The sequence below is a fragment of the Arthrobacter sp. PGP41 genome (assembly GCF_002953935.1).
Classification (GTDB): domain Bacteria; phylum Actinomycetota; class Actinomycetes; order Actinomycetales; family Micrococcaceae; genus Arthrobacter.
In genome coordinates, this window is the sequence record NZ_CP026514.1 from 527,053 (window position 1) to 542,384 (window position 15,332).

Here is a 15,332-nt window from a genome sequence, read left to right on the forward strand (position 1 = left end):
CGGGCTCAGGCAGAAACGACGCCGGCGCGCGGCCGGACAGTCCGCTGCTCGATGTCCTTCACCCGTGCCGTGGCCTGGACCAGCTGCTGGACGAAGACGCCGGGGGTGACGATATGGTTCGGGTCGAGCGCCCCGGGCGCCACGATCACTTCCGCTTCGGCGATGGTGAGGTGTCCCGCCGTGGCAACCACCGGGTTGAAGTTCCGGGCGGTGTAGCGGTAGGTGAGATTACCGTCGGTGTCCGCGGTGTGGGCGTGGACAAGTGCGACGTCGGCCCGGATGGCGCGCTCCTGGACGTACGTTTCGCCGTCGAACACCTCGTGCGGCTTGCCTTCGGCAACCAGGGTTCCCACTCCGGTCCGCGTGTAGAAGGCAGGGATACCGGCGCCCCCTGCCCGCAGGCGTTCGGCCAGGGTTCCCTGCGGCGTGAACTCAACCTCGAGGCGTCCGGCGAGGTACTGCTGGGCAAAGAGCTTGTTTTCGCCCACATAGCTTGCGATGACCTTGCGGACCTGGCCCGCCTCGATCAGGATGCCCAGGCCCTTGCCGTCCACCCCCATGTTGTTCGAGACCACCGTCAGGTCCTTCACCCCGGAATCGCGGACCGCCTCGATCAGGTCAGCCGGGATTCCGCTGAGGCCGAATCCGCCCACGGCCAGGGTCATGCCGTCCCGCAGGCCCCCTTCCAGTGCGGCGGCGGCAGTTGGCTGGAGTTTGGTCATGGCGTCTCCTCGTTGAGTGTCCGGCAAGTCATCCACTTTGTGGACAAAAGGTCTGAAAAGGGACAGTACGGGGAGTTTTAGGGGGTGTCAAGAAGTATAGAAGCCGTGCAAAATGGCTTGTTTTATAGTGTGGACGGTACTGTAATCGGTATCCATATTATGGACACTTAGGAGAGTGACATGAGCCAATTGCCTGTGCAGGGAGCCCAGGTGGTAAGCCGCATCGCCGGATTGCTGCGGCTGGTCGGGCGCAGCGCGGAGGGGATGGCCCTGGCCGCACTGGTGCGGGAATCAGGCCTCACCCGGCCCACGGTCCACAGGCTTCTCTCCTCCCTTGCTTCCGAGGGGCTGCTGGACCACGATGCCGGAAGCGGCAACTGGGTTTTAGGGCCCGAGATCCTCCTGATGGGATCAGTGGCGTCGGCCCGGTTTCCGCTTGAGGACATCGCCAGGCCGAGCCTTCGCCGGCTTGCCGAAGCCACCGGCGAGAGTGCGTTCTTCTCAATACGGCGTGGTTCCGAAACGGTGTGCCTGCTGCGTGAGGAGGGCAGCTTTCCGGTCCGGTCCTTCGTGCTGCACGAGGGCGTGCGGTTCCCGCTCGGTGTGGCCTCCGCGGGCACGGCAATCATGGCCTTCCTGCCGGAGGCCGAGCAGGAGGACCTGTTCAGCGGCTGGGTGCAACATGCCGGCGATTTCGCCGCCGCACACACGGAGGCACTGGTCCGGGCCAACCTCGCCCGGACCCGGCAGGCGGGCTACTCGGTGAATCCCGGGCTGGTCCTGGAAGGCAGCTGGGGCATGGGCGCGGCGGTGTTCGACCCGTCCGGCCGGCCGGCCTGGGCCCTCTCACTCACCGGAATCGAGCCACGCTTCAAGCCGGACCGGCAGGAAGAACTGGGCAGCCTGCTGATGGCGGAGGCCCACCGGATCACGCAGCAGTTGGGCGGCGAGAAGGCCCGCCTGCCCCGCTGAGCCACTGCTGCTTTGCAGGGCAAAGCACGACGGCGCGCCTCCCTCGGCGGGTCGGCGCGCCGTCATGCTTCCCCTGACGTGGGTGATGCCACGGGAGCCGCTACAGCCCCGCCCGCGGCTCCTCCGGGCCCTCGCTCTTCCACCAGGTGTCAAAAATGGTCACGGGGACCGTGCGCTTGTGCCGGGTGCGCAGGTACTTCTGTTCGATCGACTCGGCGACGGACTCGGGAACATCCCGGCCTTCGAGGTAGTCGTCGATCTGGTCGTAGCTCAGGCCCAGCTCGTCCTCATCGGTGCGGCCCGGTTTGTCGTCCAGCAGGTCCGCGGTGGGCACTTTTTCCCAGACACGGGCCGGGGCGCCGAGCTCGGCCAGCAGGGCCCGGTTCTGCCGCTTGTTCAGGCCGAACAGCGGGAGGATGTCCGCCCCGCCGTCGCCGTACTTGGTGAAGAAGCCCGTTACGGACTCGGCGCCGTGGTCCGTGCCAATTACCAGGTAATTGTGTTCTCCCGCCAGGGCGTACTGGGCAATCATGCGGGTCCGCGCCTTGGTATTGCCCTTGTGGAAGTCGGAAATTTCCGTTCCAACGGTTTTTTCGAACTCATCCTCGAAACCGTCAACCGCCGCGGAGATGTTAAACGTCCACTCCGTCTTGGGCTTGATGAAGTCGAGGGCAGCCCGGGCGTCTTCCTCGTCATGCTGGACACCGTAGGGCAGACGCACTGCCACAAAGTCGGCTGCCACCCCTTCAGCCTCAAGCTCTTCGACTGCGAGCTGGGCCAGCCTTCCCGCCAGGGAAGAGTCCAGCCCGCCGGAAATGCCCAGGACAAAGCCCTTGGTATGGGTGGCCTTCAGGTAGTCCTTCAGGAATGTGACGCGCTTGCGCACCTCCCCGGCAGGATCGATCCGGGGCTGTACGCCCATTTCCCTGATGATGCTGGCCTGGAGTTCGCGCATGTGCACCAGCCTAGCCAGCAGTGTCAACAACGCTCAAGCATCCACACCGGGCCGCCCCCACTAAACTGGAGTCCATGACTTCCCCCAGTGACGCTGCAGTGGATACTGCAGCCGCCCGCGCCCGACTGCTGGAACTGATCAAGGAACTCGCCGTGGTCCGCGGCAAGGTGATCCTCTCCAGCGGAGCCGAGGCTGACTACTACATCGACCTGCGCCGCATCACGCTGCACCACGAGGCCTCCAAGCTGGTGGGCCAGGTGATGCTGGCGCTTGCGGACGACGCCGGAATCGATTTTGAGTGCGCCGGCGGACTCACCATGGGCGCGGACCCGGTGGGCACCGCGGTCATGCACGCGGCAGTGGATGCCGGACGGACCGTCGACGCATTTGTGGTCCGCAAGGCGCAGAAGTCCTATGGCATGGGCCGCCAGGTGGAGGGCCCGTCTGTTGAAGGACGGAAAGTCCTGGTCCTGGAGGACACGTCCACTACCGGCGGCTCGGCCCTGACCGCCGTGGAGGGCGTCCGGAAGGCAGGCGGCAACGTAGTGGCTGTGGCCGTCATTGTGGACCGCGATACGGGCGCCAAGGAAAAGATCGAAGCGGAAACGGGTGTGCCTTACCTGTTCGCCTTCGGCAAGGATGAGCTGGGGCTTTCCTAGTCCTTCGCGGTCCATTCGCCATCGCGGGCCGGCCTTGGGCCGCCCGCGGTGGCCGGTGGCGGTGTGGACCGGGCCGTGGGGCTGCTCTATCATTTGCGGTAACCCTCTATCCCGTACGGAGAACGTGCACATGCTCCCCCCTGAACAGCCTTTGAGCACCACCGATCAGGTCCAGAACCTGATCCTGGAGAGTGCCGACTTCGAGGACTTCCTCAACGAGCTTGCCCGCTTTTCCGCGCACCAGATGGCCGGCGGCGGCGACGACGCGCTCTGCGGCATCACGCTGCTCCGGGACCGCAAGGCTGCCACCATCGGCTGGAGCAGCGATTCGGCCCGGGAAGTGGACCAGATCCAGTATTCGCTCTCGCAGGGACCGTGCCTCACTGCTGCCCAGGAGGAGCGCGAGGTCCACGTTCCGGACCTGTTCGAGGAGAACCGCTGGGGTCCGGACTACGCAACAGCCGTGGCTTCCCACGGCCTGCGGTCCGTGCTGTCCCTGCCTTTCAACCTGCAGGGGGAAGCAAAAGCGGCCCTGAACCTGTATTCCGACGCCCCGCGCAAGTTCGATGAGCGTGCGACTGCCAGGGCCCGTGAATTCACCCGGGAGATCTCCCAGGCGCTGCGGCTGGCCGTACGGTTCTCGCTCCACACCGACAGCGCGGCAAACCTCCGGGCCACCTTGGAATCCCGCACCATCATCGATATCGCCATCGGCATTGTGATGGCTCAGAACAGGTGCAGCCAGGAGGCTGCAGTCGCCATCCTGACAGAGGCGTCCAGCAACACGAACACCAAGCTGAGGGACATCGCCAAGTCCCTGGTTGATTCGGTGGGCGGTGTTGGCACCCGGACCCACTTCCAGGAACCGGGGAAGGTCGAGGCGGACCAGAGCGCTTAGTAGGCTCCCTTCCTTGTTACTGGCGGGTTGTGCAGGGGCTTGGGGGGAGGTTACGCTTACGGAGGTTGAGCCGTCGGCCATAGACACCTCTTTTGGAGTACCTATGGACCGCGCCTTAAATGCCTTTGTTAACCTCGACGTTCCCGCCGATGTTGTCCGAATCGATGTCCGGGGAAGCCTCAACCAGGTCTCCAGGCCCGAACTCGCCCACATTATCCGGCGGATCAGGCGGATGGGCATCCGCTCCCATGTCCGTATTGACCTTTCCGGGGCTGTACTCGTGGAGTCGACCGCCCTCGCCGGCCTGCGGAGCGACCTGAATGCCATCGACACCGGTACGCTGCCCGGAATCTATGGCGGCGGCGTTTCCCTGGAGTTCTCCCGCGGCACCGGGGAGCGGGCCGCGGGCCACGACCTAGATGGACCTGGGCTTGCACTCATCGACGGGCTAACCGACGGCTGCGGGGACGCCGGGGACCTTGCCGAGGGTTTTGCGCTGGTGCCCGCCGGCCGCCTCGATGAGTTGTGCGGCCAGTCGCTGGCAGAGTATTCGGACGCGGAACTGCTGGCCGCGAGCGACTCCATCTTTGCCCTGCTGGACAGCCCGAAAGCGTTCCCGGGCTCGGACCTGCTGGGCCGCTACAACGACATCGGAGACGAGCTGCGGCGGCGCCAGCATGAGGCCGGCGCACCTCTTCCCGCCTCGGAGGGGCAGGCGGCCAGCTGAGCGTTGCCGCTGGCCGGGCGTCACTCAATGGTTACCGCAGCCTTCTTGCGGCGGTAAGTTCAGGTGTGCCTACGGTAGAGGCGTGCCGTATGAGGGGGAGGTAAGTCCGCAGGACCGGCCCGAGGTCCAAGGGGCCCGGCTGCTGGCGGAAGGTGCTGCCCTCAAGCAGTTCTCCCGGCGCGGGTTCCTGTCGGGAGCCGGCGCGTCGGGACTGCTGGCCGCGGACATGCTGCTGACCCGCCAGGTGCAGTCACAGCGGCGGATCAATCGGATCCTGCCCGTTGATGACGGCTTCGCCGATGTCTATTATCCCGATGCCAGTTGGTTCCTGTTTCCCGGCTACAAGACGAGCTGGGAAGAAGCCCAGTGGATCCTCAACTCCCTCCGCGGTGCGCTGAACAAGCGCGCCCGGCTTTCCGCCGTCGGGTATTCAAACCAGGGCCTGGACATTGACGAGATCGTGATTGCGGTCATCGAATATGTACGGGCGCAGAAGCTCACCAAGCTGTTCTTCTACGGCCATAGCTTCGGCGGGATGGTGGCCACCCAAGTGGCCGCACGCCTGCTGGAGATCCACGGCGTGGAGGTGCAGTTCATCGTTCTCGATTCCAGCCCCTACAGCAAGCATGACGTCCTGGACCAGAGCTGGTTCGACGGCGTGGTGTTCCTTTATGAGCGCGGGTTCCGGTTCCCGTCCACCCTCCGCGGCGGTTACGAGCTGGGGGAACGGGTCATCCACAAGGACGAACGGAGCTGGCGCCAAATCCTTGACCAGACCCTGGAGCAGCTGTCGCCAATCGCCCCGTCCAGCGTGCTCATCCAGTCCGAGTCCGCGTACATCTACCACTTCGAGGGCAGCAGGTTCGCGGACAAACTGGGCGGCGCCAAGATGGCCTACATCGGCAACCCCGGCGACCGCACTGTCCGCTACCAGACGGCGGCGGAGGCCTGGGCCGTAGCCTACAAGGCGAACATGGTGTCGAGCTCCCTTCAAACCGAGGGCGCCAGGCCGGCGCATGCGAGCCCGGGCTGGAACCCCAACGTCTACCGGCCGGTCCTGGAGGAACTGCTGGATGAGCACTTCCCGCTGCCCCGCGGCGGCTCCCGGGTGACGGTGTTCTAGATCTGGTTCTTCAGGTCAGCCACGGAGTTCAGGACCTGGTTCGGCCGGAAGGGAAACGCTGCGATGTCGTCCTTTTGGGTGATGCCGCTGAGGACCAGGACGGTGTGAAGGCCCGCCTCCATGCCGGCAATGATGTCCGTGTCCATCCGGTCCCCGATCATTGCGGTGGTTTCGGAATGGGCGTCGATCTGGTTCATCGCCGAGCGGAACATCATGGGGTTCGGCTTGCCCACGATGTACGGCTCACGGCCGGTGGCCTTGGTGATCAGGGCGGCGATTGCTCCGGTGGCAGGCATGGGGCCGTCTTTGGAGGGGCCGGTGGCATCCGGGTTGGTGGCGATGAACCGGGCGCCCGCGAGGATCAGGCGGATGGCCATGGTGATGGCTTCAAAAGAGTATGTGCGCGTCTCGCCGAGCACCACGAAGTCAGGGTTCTGGTCGGTGAGGATGAAACCTGCCTCGTGCAGCGCGGTCGTCAGTCCTGCCTCGCCGATGGTGTAGGCGCGGTTTCCGGAATCCGAGCCCCGCACCTGGTCCTTGAGGAACTGCGCGGTGGCCAGGGCGGAGGTCCAGATGTTCTCTTCGGGGATTTCCAGGCCGGAGGAGCGCAGGCGCGCAGCGAGGTCCCGCGGGGTGAAGATGGAGTTATTGGTCAGCACCAGGAAGCGCTTGGAGGTATCCACCCAGCGCTGGATGAGCTCAGCGGCGCCGGGGATCGGCTGGTTCTCATGGACCAGCACGCCGTCCATGTCCGTCAGCCAGCATTCAATCTCCTGGCCGCTGCGGTATACCGCCGGTGATCCCTTGACCTTGTCCTCGTCTGCCATGCCTACCTCCGCCTGTGATGACTGTGATGAAAAGCCCGAAAGGTCCAGTCTAGTGTTGAGGGGTGAACCAAACGCCCGGCATGACGTCCCACCCCCAGCAGCCCGAACCTGAGGAGGCTGCCCCTGAAAAGCCGGAGGTCGGCGTCGGGCCCTGGGAGGGTGAACTGCCCGAAGGCGACCACTGGGACCCCGATCTCCTCGCCGACGGCGACCGCCGCAACGTGCTTGACAAGTACCGCTACTGGAAGCACGAGGCGATTGTGGCGGAGCTGGACTCCAGGCGCCACAACTTCCACGTCGCCATCGAGAACTGGCAGCACGACCTCAACATCGGCACCGTGGTGCGCACTGCCAACGCGTTCCTCGCCAAGGAAGTGCATATCATCGGACGACGGCGGTGGAACCGGCGGGGCGCCATGGTCACCGACCGCTACCAGCATGTCCGGCACCACCCAACTGTGGCGGACTTCGTGGCCTGGGCACAGGGAGAGGGGCTGGCGATCATCGGGATCGACATTTTCCCGGACTCGGTGCCGCTGGAGACCTATGAACTGCCCAGGGACTGCGTGCTGGTGTTCGGACAGGAGGGACCCGGGCTGACGCCGGAGGTCCATGAGGCTGCCGTGGCCACCCTGTCCATCGAGCAGTTCGGCTCCACCCGGTCCATCAACGCAGCGTCGGCCGCGGCCATCGCCATGCACGCCTGGGTGCGCCGGCACGTGTTCAACCAGCACGTGTAGTGGACGCCGGGATCGCGGGCGCCGTGGGCGTAACCCAGAGCACAGCCCGCGCGGAAATGACTAGGATGGTGCTAGCCGTAAGCGGTACTCCAGGGTTACCAGCCCACAGACGAACCTCAGCATAGGAGTCAGCATGCCCATTGCAACCCCAGAGATCTACTCCGAGATGATCGACCGCGCAAAGGCGGGCGGCTTCGCATTCCCGGCCGTGAACGTGACGTCCTCGCAGACGTTGAACGCCGCTCTCCGCGGCTTCGCCGAGGCTGAGTCCGACGGCATCGTCCAGGTCTCCACCGGCGGCGCAGCGTACTGGTCCGGCGCGTCCACCAAGGACATGGTTGCCGGTTCGCTGGGCTTCGCGGCCTTCGCCCGCGAAGTGGCGAAGAGCTACAACGTCAACATCGCGCTGCACACCGACCACTGCCCGAAGGACAAGCTGGACGGTTTTGTCCTGCCCCTGCTTGCGGCGTCCGAGGCTGAGGTCAAGGCCGGCCGCAACCCGCTGTTCAACTCCCACATGTGGGACGGCTCCGCCGAGACCCTGCAGGAGAACCTGCGCATCGCCCGTGAACTGCTGGAGCGCACCGCTGCCGCCAAGATGATCCTCGAGGTGGAGATCGGCACCGTGGGCGGCGAAGAGGACGGGGTTGAGAACGAGATCAACGAGAAGCTCTACACCACCGTTGAAGACGCCCTGGCCACCGTCGAGGCGCTGGGCGCCGGCGAGAACGGCCGCTACATCACCGCACTGACGTTCGGCAACGTCCACGGCGTCTACAAGCCCGGCGGCGTCAAGCTGCGCCCGGAGATCCTCAAGGACATCCAGGCCCAGGTGGGCGCCAGGATCGGCAAGGACAGCCCGTTCGACCTCGTCTTCCACGGCGGTTCCGGCTCCTCGGACCAGGAAATCGCCGACGCCGTCTCCTACGGCACCATCAAGATGAACATCGACACCGACACCCAGTACGCCTACACGCGTCCCGTGGCGGACCACATGTTCAAGAACTACGACGGCGTCCTGAAGGTCGACGGCGAAGTGGGCAACAAGAAGACCTACGATCCCCGCGTCTGGGGCGCAGCCGCCGAAGCAGGACTGGCGGCCCGCGTTGTGGAAGCCACCAAGCAGCTCGGTTCCGCCGGAAAGACCTTCTAGGAATGTCCGACGAGTTCCGCAGGAACCTGATGGGCCCGGAGCCCACGCTCCTGCCCGCCGAGACGGAGGTTTACGAGCAGCTGGAAGCGGGCCGGGAAGCACTGGACCTCGTGGAGAAGCACCCCACATCTTCGCTGCTGTGGGCCGTGCTTGCCGAAGAGGCGTGGGCAGAGGGACGCACCATCGATTCCTACGCCTACTCGCGGGTCGGATACCACCGCGGCCTGGACTCGCTGCGCCGCAACGGCTGGCGCGGTGTGGGTCCGATCCCGTGGGAGCACGAGCCCAACCGCGGCTTCCTGCGGGCGCTGTACTCGCTCGGCCGCGCCTCGGCTGCGATTGGCGAAGCGGAAGAGCCGGCACGGATCGAGAAGTTCCTCAATGATTCCGACCCTGCGGCCAAGGCAGCCATCGAAGCTTCCTAGCAACAGCAACGCGGGGTCACTTAACGCCCTTTCCGGGACTCGGAGACGGCGTTTAGTGACCCCGCGTTGGTTTAACGAACGACGGCGGGCGGTCACCTTTTTCGCGAAAGGTGACCGCCCGCCGTCGTAAGCGGTGATTCTGGTGGTATGGGCCCACGTCCCCAGGGTTCCCTGGCCGAGCTTGCGAGGTTAGGGGGCGGATGGGGACTTCTGCAGCCCTGTCCGCGCCATCGCGTCCGCATAGGCGACCCGCATGTCCTCGAGGTATTCCTCCTGGCGGGCAGGTGAACCGGCGAAGGCACGGCCGCTGAGGGAGCGCACCTTGTACGTCTTCAGGCCACGGCGCCAGAGCAGCGGGACTTCGGTCTTCAGGAGCAGGTTGGCCAGGCGGTTGGCTTCAGTGCCGTGGGCAACGATGACCGAGGCGCGGGGAACCACCGCCAGAAACTTGAGCAGCGGCTTGAGGCCTGCCGAGATCTGGTCCGGGGTGAATTTGCCGTTTGCCTCGCCGGGGATGTGCCAGGGGTGGACATTCCACGGCATCACGAACTCGGGACGCAGGCCCAGCTTCCACTGGATACCCAGCATCCGGGTGGCGGCGTCGTCGTCCCCGGGTGTGATGAAGCCTGACTTGTCTGCCTCCCCGATGTTCGAGTACAGGCTGATGATGCGGCACTCGTCCACATCGTGCATGGGATCGACGTAGGGCACCATAGTGCCGGGCTTGGCGTCCTGCAGGGAATCGCACAGTTCGTTAACGGCAGCAACGTTGGGTTCGTAGCGGCGGCTCAGGAGTTGCTCATGGAAGGATTCGGGTGCCAGGGCTGTCATGAAGTGCTTGATCTCCTGCGGGGATTGATGGTGCTTCCGCCGGTGGAAATGGGCGCACGGCGGCATGGCTCATCAACGGCGGTTATTTGGGGTGGGCCGATTCCTGGTCGGCCTTTGCCAGTTTAGCAAGCCCCGCCAAACGAAACGCCGGTCGCCCGGACCCAAAACGCATGGACAGGTCGCCGGAGCCGCTGGGGACGGCTTCAGGCGCGTATCTTTCAGAACGTAATAACTGCCTGCAGGATCCAGTCACATCCATTGACAGGATTAATCCAGCTTGGTTGGCTTTTGTCACAGCCCGTGATGGGGGACATGGCGGGCTGGTCGCACCCAATTGCACCGGAAGAGGTACAGCACCGTGAGAAATACCCTGGCAACCTTCAGGACCCTGGCAGTATCGGGGGCCCTGGCCCTTGCAGCAATAGCTGCGCCCGCACCCGCGCTCGCCGTCGGCGAAGGCCCCAACTATGACGGCAACGGCCAGATCACCACATCGAAGCTTGCCACCTATGACCAGATGGTCTCGTTCCTCAAGGACCAGGACGCCCGCCAGTCGGCCATGGAGCTTGAAGTCATCGGCCAAACGGTGAAGGGCCGGGACATCCACCTGGTCAAGTACATTTCAGACCCGGCCAAGCCCACCATCCTCTACCTGACGCAGCAGCACGGCAACGAGCAGCTCACCACCGAAGGTGCGCTGGAATTCGTCAAGCACCTTGGCACCGGCAAATCGCAGGATGTCCTGGACGGGGTGAATATCCTCATCGTGCCCATGCTTAATGCGGACGGCGCCATGGGCGATGTGAACTTCCCGCTGGACGACTACCTGGCCAAGGGCGGCCGGAACATGACCCGCTACAACGCGGAGGAGGTTGACCTCAACCGCGACCACGTGGCCAAAATCCAACCCGAGACCCAGGCGCTCCACAACAACGTGATGCGCAAGTACAACGTGGACTACATGATCGACCTGCACCACCAGGGCACCCGCAGCCAGCGTGACGGTGAACTGGTGTCCGGCTCCATCCTGTACCCCACCACCCCCAACGCCGATCCCGCAGTGGTGGAAAAGTCCAAGCAGCTGGGCGCCGTGGTGTTCCACAACGTTGACTCCACGGGCTGGGGCCACCTGGGCAAGTACTTGGGCGGCAGCGCCGAAACCATCAGCCGCAATGGCATCGCAGTGGAATACGGCATCGCAACGCTCCTGTTCGAGATGCGCGGCATGTCCGACCACTACCTGGACGGCTACGCCCTGGGGCTCCGGAGCAACGGCTACCTGATCAAGCAGACGGTGACCACGCTGACCGCCACCGCCGCTGCCATTGCTGACGGTTCAATTGCCGACGCCGACACCTCCTTCTGGGACAGCCTCGCCACCCAGACCTCCCGCCCGGGAGAGGAAGCCGACGACGAGTAGCAGCCCGCGCTGACAGTGCGCCGCGGTCCTCCCTGCGGGAGCCCTTTACCCTGCAGGAAGGACCGCGGCGGCCAACGAGTGGACAAAGTCCCTCATCGGCTAAACTTGGGTGGTAAGAGCCCCGGAACTCTTGCGTCGTTGCGCCGCCCCGCGGACCAGCGAAGGCCGGTACGTTCGGGGCATTCTCATGAACGGCGCTGCGCAGGACCGCCACTTGGTGGCTACCCGGGCAGCCCGAACGAATGGGGGAGGATCCCATGCCAGCAATTGTGATCGTAGGAGCCCAGTGGGGCGACGAAGGAAAAGGCAAGGCCACCGATCTCCTGGGCGGCCGTGTTGATTACGTCGTCAAGCCAAACGGCGGCAACAACGCCGGGCACACCGTCGTCGTAGGCGGTGAAAAGTACGAACTCAAGCTGTTGCCGGCAGGCATTCTCAGCCCCAACGCAGTCCCCATTATCGGTAACGGCTGCGTGGTCAACCTCGAGGCCCTTTTCCAGGAAATTGACGGCCTGCAGGCCCGCGGTGCGGACACCTCCAAGCTCCGCGTCTCGGCCAACGCCCACCTGGTGGCCCCGTACCACCAGGTGCTGGATAAGGTCACGGAACGTTTCCTCGGCAGCCGCGCCATTGGCACAACAGGCCGCGGCATTGGCCCGGCCTACATGGACAAGGTGGCCCGCCTGGGCATCCGCGTGCAGGACGTCTTCGACGAGTCCATCCTCCGCCAGAAGGTGGAAGGGTCGCTGCGCCAGAAGAACGAGCTCCTGGTCAAGGTTTACAACCGCCGCGGCGTGGTGGTGGACGAGATCGTGGAGTACTTCCTGTCCTTCGCCGAACGGCTCCGCCCGCTGGTCATCGACAGCACCCTGGTCCTGAACTCGGCTTTGGACGAGGGCAAGGTAGTCCTGATGGAAGGCGGCCAGGCGACCTTCCTGGACGTGGACCACGGGACGTACCCGTTCGTGACCTCCTCCAACCCCACGGCAGGAGGCGCCTCCGTTGGTTCGGGCATCGGGCCCACCCGCATCTCGCGCTCCATAGGCATCATCAAGGCGTACACCACCCGCGTGGGCGCCGGCCCGTTCCCCACGGAACTCTTTGACGAGATGGGCATGTACCTGCAGAAGACAGGCGGCGAGTTCGGTGTCAACACCGGCCGACCCCGCCGCTGCGGTTGGTACGACGCCGTCCTGGCCCGCCACGCCTCCCGCGTCAACGGCTTCACGGACTACTTCGTCACCAAGCTGGACGTGCTCACAGGCATCGAGCAGATCCCTGTGTGCGTGGCCTATGACGTGGACGGCGTCAGGCACGATGAAATGCCCATGACGCAGACCGAATTCCACCACGCCAAGCCCATCTTCGAGTACTTCGAGGGCTGGACCGAGGACATCACCACCGCCCGTACCCTGGCAGACCTGCCGGAAAACGCACGCAATTACGTGCTTGCGCTTGAGAAGCTGTCCGGCACGCGCTTCTCCGCAATCGGCGTGGGGCCGGACCGGGACCAGACCATCGTAGTGAACGACCTCATCAACGACTGACCGGGCAGGAATTGCGACGGCGGCGGGCCACCTTTCCGAGGGGGTCCGCCGCTTGCGTTTGCCAGGGCCGCCGGGGCGTGGATCAATTTACACAGGATTAACGCGGTTGGCCTTGTGGGGCCGAAGGCGCGCCCGCGAGACTCGTCTGTACACCGTGTGACCCGAGGAAGGATTGTCATGGCCGGAAAGTTCGAAGCGTTCGTTGACTCTGACGCGTATTTCAGGTTCCGGCTCTTGGCACCTGACGGCGCAGTGGTGGCTGTCTCCGGACCATACGAGGACAAGCATGCCCTCGCGGCCGGCATCGCCGCGGTCCGCGAATGTGCAGGGACCGGGCTGGTCACCGATCTCTGCCCCGCCGGCGTGGCCGTGCGCCAGGCCGCGGCTGACGTGCGGGTCCGGGTACCAGTGCCCGCCGGGGTGGACTGTGATGGCCCGCGCGTCCCGGCAGGAGTGCACACCTTTGTCCTCGCCAAAGGGCCTCGGCGGCAGGGAACCAGGCCACGCTGGAGTGCCGCGGCAGCCCGCTGATTCCCTGGAAAAAGGATCTTCAAAGTTTTTTCCCCACACGCGTAACCCTTGGCGTGCCTGCAGCGATTACCCATATGTAGCGCCGGTCTGGAACTTGTCCCCCATCACGTTCCAGACCGGCTCTTCCACTTTCCGAGGGCAGGGGCAGCTGCCGCATGGGACCGGCGGGATGCGCGTGGCGGTCCCGGACGGTGATTACCCTGGGGGTAAAGTTGTGCCGGGAAACCGGCCTTACACAGGCCGGACAGCTTCTCCGTTCAAACGAACCCCCTTTTGACTGAAAGCACTACGTCCGTGAGTGATGCCCTGACAGACGAGGACCTGCGGGACGGGCCCGTCGGGGCAGCCGGCTTCAGCCTTGTCTATCGGACGTATGCATCACAGGTTCTGGGCTACCTGACAGCCCGGGGTGTCGAGGATCCGGAGGCGGCCATGCAGGAAGTGTTCCTTTCCATCCTGCCGCGCCTTGACTCTGTCCACGGGGGAGCCGCAGGACTTCGTACATTCATCTTTTCGGTGGCCCACGCCAGGATGGTGGACGACCACCGGCGCCAAAGCCGCATGCCCGCCAAACTGCCGTTTGAGCCGGAACTGGACCAGCGGCAAGATTCGTCGGCTGAATCAGAGGCCCTTGAGCGTATTTCGCCGCAGGAAGTCCTTGGTCTGCTTGACTCTTTGCCGCACGACCAGCGCGAGGTACTGGCCCTCCGCCTCGTGGCCGGACTCACCGTGGAGCAGGCAGCGGACGCCATGGGCAAGAGTGAGGGCTCCGTGAAGCAGCTCCAGCGCCGGGCACTCCTCAAGCTCCGGGACCTTGCGGAAGTGAAGGAGTACCTGAAGCCGTGACACCACAAGCACACCACCTGTCCGCCATTGCGGAGGAGATGCTCCTCGATGCAGGCCTGGCACAGGACGCGGAACTTCGCCGCGCACTCCTCGCCGTGGGCCGGCTGGCAGAGCTGCCTGTGCCGGTTCCTTCGGGACGGCTGGCAGCGTTGCTGGGCGAGCCCGTCGATGCGGCACCGGAAAGTGTCCCCGCTCAACGCGGCGAAGACACCAGGAACGTCCCGGGCGACGAGCTCGGCAGGCGCCGCCGGCTCCGTTCACACCGTCCCACGGTCGTGGGCTTGGCGCTCGTGGCTGGAATGGGCATGGGTGTGGGTACTGTTGCGGCCAGCCCGACCGGTTCCGCCCCGGCCGGCAGCCTCTCGATACAGCAGATGCTTGAGGACTGGGCGCCCTCCTGGACCATCGGCACGCCCCAGGCCACCGCCCCAGGGTTCCTTCAGCAGGCCAATGACGACGACGGTAGCGGCATCCCGCCGCAGCAGGACGCCGGGCTGGCCGGCAGTGAAGCCCCCGTTGCCGGGGATTCTCCGTTCGCCCTGCAATCGCAGCCATCCAGGCAGGCTTCCTTGCCGCAATCGCCCGGGCAGGTCCGGAACGGTGCGGGGGGACCTTCCGGTGTTACCGGACAGGGCGGGGCGAAGGAGCCGGGGAAGAATGACGGGGCGGCCGCGCAAAACGGCGGGTCCAAAGCTGCTTCCCCGGACAGGGCGGACCAGGGGACCGGCCCGGGCAACGCACCTGATGCAGGCGAAGGAGAATCAGGGTACGGGGTTGGCCCGGCTTCCGGCATCCTTGCGGAAGCCGGGGAGCTGGCAGGAGTGAAGGGCAACGCTGATTCCAAGGTCGCAAAGGTCATGCCGGGGGCCAAGTGGCTGGAAAAGTTCGTCCGCTAAGCGGTCCCTGGCTGGCGGGGTGCTGGCCGTGCCGCCTGGTTCTCCGCGTAGGCTGGGCGC

17 protein-coding genes are annotated in these 15,332 nt (G+C 65.1%); 13 read left to right on the plus strand and 4 right to left on the minus strand.

Annotation, left to right across the window (positions count from 1 at the left end; genetic code table 11):
- Nucleotides 1-5: 5 nt before the first annotated feature.
- Nucleotides 6-722 (minus strand): CoA transferase subunit A, encoded by a 717-nt coding sequence (locus C3B78_RS02520; RefSeq protein WP_104996672.1) that lies wholly within the window; start codon nucleotides 720-722, stop codon nucleotides 6-8.
- Between the two features lie 180 nt (nucleotides 723-902).
- On the opposite strand from C3B78_RS02520, the gene C3B78_RS02525 reads away from it, so the two are divergent.
- Nucleotides 903-1,694 (plus strand): IclR family transcriptional regulator, encoded by a 792-nt coding sequence (locus C3B78_RS02525; protein WP_104996673.1) that lies wholly within the window; start codon nucleotides 903-905, stop codon nucleotides 1,692-1,694.
- Nucleotides 1,695-1,794: 100 nt separating this feature from the next.
- On the opposite strand, the gene nadE is transcribed toward C3B78_RS02525, so the two are convergent.
- The gene (gene nadE / locus C3B78_RS02530) at nucleotides 1,795-2,649 is read right to left on the minus strand and encodes an ammonia-dependent NAD(+) synthetase (protein ID WP_104996674.1); all 855 of its coding nucleotides are present in this window, start codon (nucleotides 2,647-2,649) and stop codon (nucleotides 1,795-1,797) included.
- 74 nt (nucleotides 2,650-2,723) lie between these two features.
- On the opposite strand from nadE, the gene pyrE reads away from it, so the two are divergent.
- The 4 genes from pyrE to C3B78_RS02550 all read left to right on the plus strand — a co-directional run bounded on the left by pyrE (nucleotide 2,724) and on the right by C3B78_RS02550 (nucleotide 6,056).
- The gene (gene pyrE, locus C3B78_RS02535; protein ID WP_104996675.1) at nucleotides 2,724-3,308 is read left to right on the plus strand and encodes an orotate phosphoribosyltransferase; all 585 of its coding nucleotides are present in this window, start codon (nucleotides 2,724-2,726) and stop codon (nucleotides 3,306-3,308) included.
- Nucleotides 3,309-3,438: 130 nt separating this feature from the next.
- On the plus strand, nucleotides 3,439-4,206 hold the full coding sequence (locus C3B78_RS02540; protein WP_104996676.1) for a GAF and ANTAR domain-containing protein: 768 nt from the start codon (nucleotides 3,439-3,441) through the stop codon (nucleotides 4,204-4,206).
- 103 nt (nucleotides 4,207-4,309) lie between these two features.
- On the plus strand, nucleotides 4,310-4,933 hold the full coding sequence (locus tag C3B78_RS02545) for a hypothetical protein (RefSeq protein ID WP_104996677.1): 624 nt from the start codon (nucleotides 4,310-4,312) through the stop codon (nucleotides 4,931-4,933).
- Between the two features lie 82 nt (nucleotides 4,934-5,015).
- The gene (locus tag C3B78_RS02550) at nucleotides 5,016-6,056 is read left to right on the plus strand and encodes an alpha/beta fold hydrolase (RefSeq protein ID WP_104996678.1); all 1,041 of its coding nucleotides are present in this window, start codon (nucleotides 5,016-5,018) and stop codon (nucleotides 6,054-6,056) included.
- Here the strand turns inward: C3B78_RS02550 and C3B78_RS02555 are convergent.
- Nucleotides 6,053-6,883, minus strand: coding sequence for an HAD-IIA family hydrolase (locus C3B78_RS02555; RefSeq protein ID WP_104996679.1), 831 nt, complete (start codon nucleotides 6,881-6,883; stop codon nucleotides 6,053-6,055). The two genes, C3B78_RS02550 and C3B78_RS02555, sit on opposite strands and share 4 nt — an antisense overlap.
- Nucleotides 6,884-6,963: 80 nt before the next feature.
- On the opposite strand from C3B78_RS02555, the gene C3B78_RS02560 reads away from it, so the two are divergent.
- From C3B78_RS02560 to C3B78_RS02570, 3 genes are all read left to right on the plus strand, one after another.
- Nucleotides 6,964-7,623 (plus strand): TrmH family RNA methyltransferase, encoded by a 660-nt coding sequence (locus C3B78_RS02560; RefSeq protein WP_234005638.1) that lies wholly within the window; start codon nucleotides 6,964-6,966, stop codon nucleotides 7,621-7,623.
- Nucleotides 7,624-7,756: 133 nt separating this feature from the next.
- On the plus strand, nucleotides 7,757-8,776 hold the full coding sequence (fbaA, locus tag C3B78_RS02565) for a class II fructose-bisphosphate aldolase (RefSeq protein ID WP_104996681.1): 1,020 nt from the start codon (nucleotides 7,757-7,759) through the stop codon (nucleotides 8,774-8,776).
- 2 nt (nucleotides 8,777-8,778) lie between these two features.
- Nucleotides 8,779-9,201, plus strand: coding sequence for a DUF3151 domain-containing protein (locus C3B78_RS02570; protein ID WP_104996682.1), 423 nt, complete (start codon nucleotides 8,779-8,781; stop codon nucleotides 9,199-9,201).
- Between the two features lie 189 nt (nucleotides 9,202-9,390).
- Here C3B78_RS02570 and C3B78_RS02575 read toward each other — a convergent pair whose 3' ends face one another.
- Nucleotides 9,391-10,032 carry a uracil-DNA glycosylase gene (locus C3B78_RS02575; RefSeq protein WP_104999593.1) on the minus strand — a complete coding sequence of 214 codons (642 nt, stop codon included), beginning with the start codon at nucleotides 10,030-10,032 and terminating at the stop codon, nucleotides 9,391-9,393.
- Between the two features lie 358 nt (nucleotides 10,033-10,390).
- On the opposite strand from C3B78_RS02575, the gene C3B78_RS02580 reads away from it, so the two are divergent.
- The 5 genes from C3B78_RS02580 (at nucleotide 10,391) to C3B78_RS02600 (ending at nucleotide 15,272) form a co-directional block, all read left to right on the plus strand.
- Nucleotides 10,391-11,452 carry a M14 family zinc carboxypeptidase gene (locus tag C3B78_RS02580; RefSeq protein WP_104996683.1) on the plus strand — a complete coding sequence of 354 codons (1,062 nt, stop codon included), beginning with the start codon at nucleotides 10,391-10,393 and terminating at the stop codon, nucleotides 11,450-11,452.
- Nucleotides 11,453-11,709: 257 nt separating this feature from the next.
- Nucleotides 11,710-12,999, plus strand: a complete 1,290-nt coding sequence (locus C3B78_RS02585) for an adenylosuccinate synthase (RefSeq protein WP_104996684.1) — start codon at nucleotides 11,710-11,712, stop codon at nucleotides 12,997-12,999.
- A 177-nt stretch (nucleotides 13,000-13,176) separates the two neighbouring features.
- Nucleotides 13,177-13,530: a YegP family protein gene (locus C3B78_RS02590; protein WP_104996685.1), complete on the plus strand. Its 354-nt coding sequence runs from the start codon at nucleotides 13,177-13,179 to the stop codon at nucleotides 13,528-13,530.
- A 294-nt stretch (nucleotides 13,531-13,824) separates the two neighbouring features.
- A complete protein-coding gene (locus C3B78_RS02595; protein ID WP_104996686.1) occupies nucleotides 13,825-14,376 on the plus strand; it encodes an RNA polymerase sigma factor in 552 nt (183 codons plus the stop codon).
- Nucleotides 14,373-15,272 (plus strand): hypothetical protein, encoded by a 900-nt coding sequence (locus C3B78_RS02600; protein WP_104996687.1) that lies wholly within the window; start codon nucleotides 14,373-14,375, stop codon nucleotides 15,270-15,272. The genes C3B78_RS02595 and C3B78_RS02600 overlap by 4 nt, the downstream gene beginning before the upstream one ends.
- Nucleotides 15,273-15,332 lie beyond the last annotated feature (60 nt).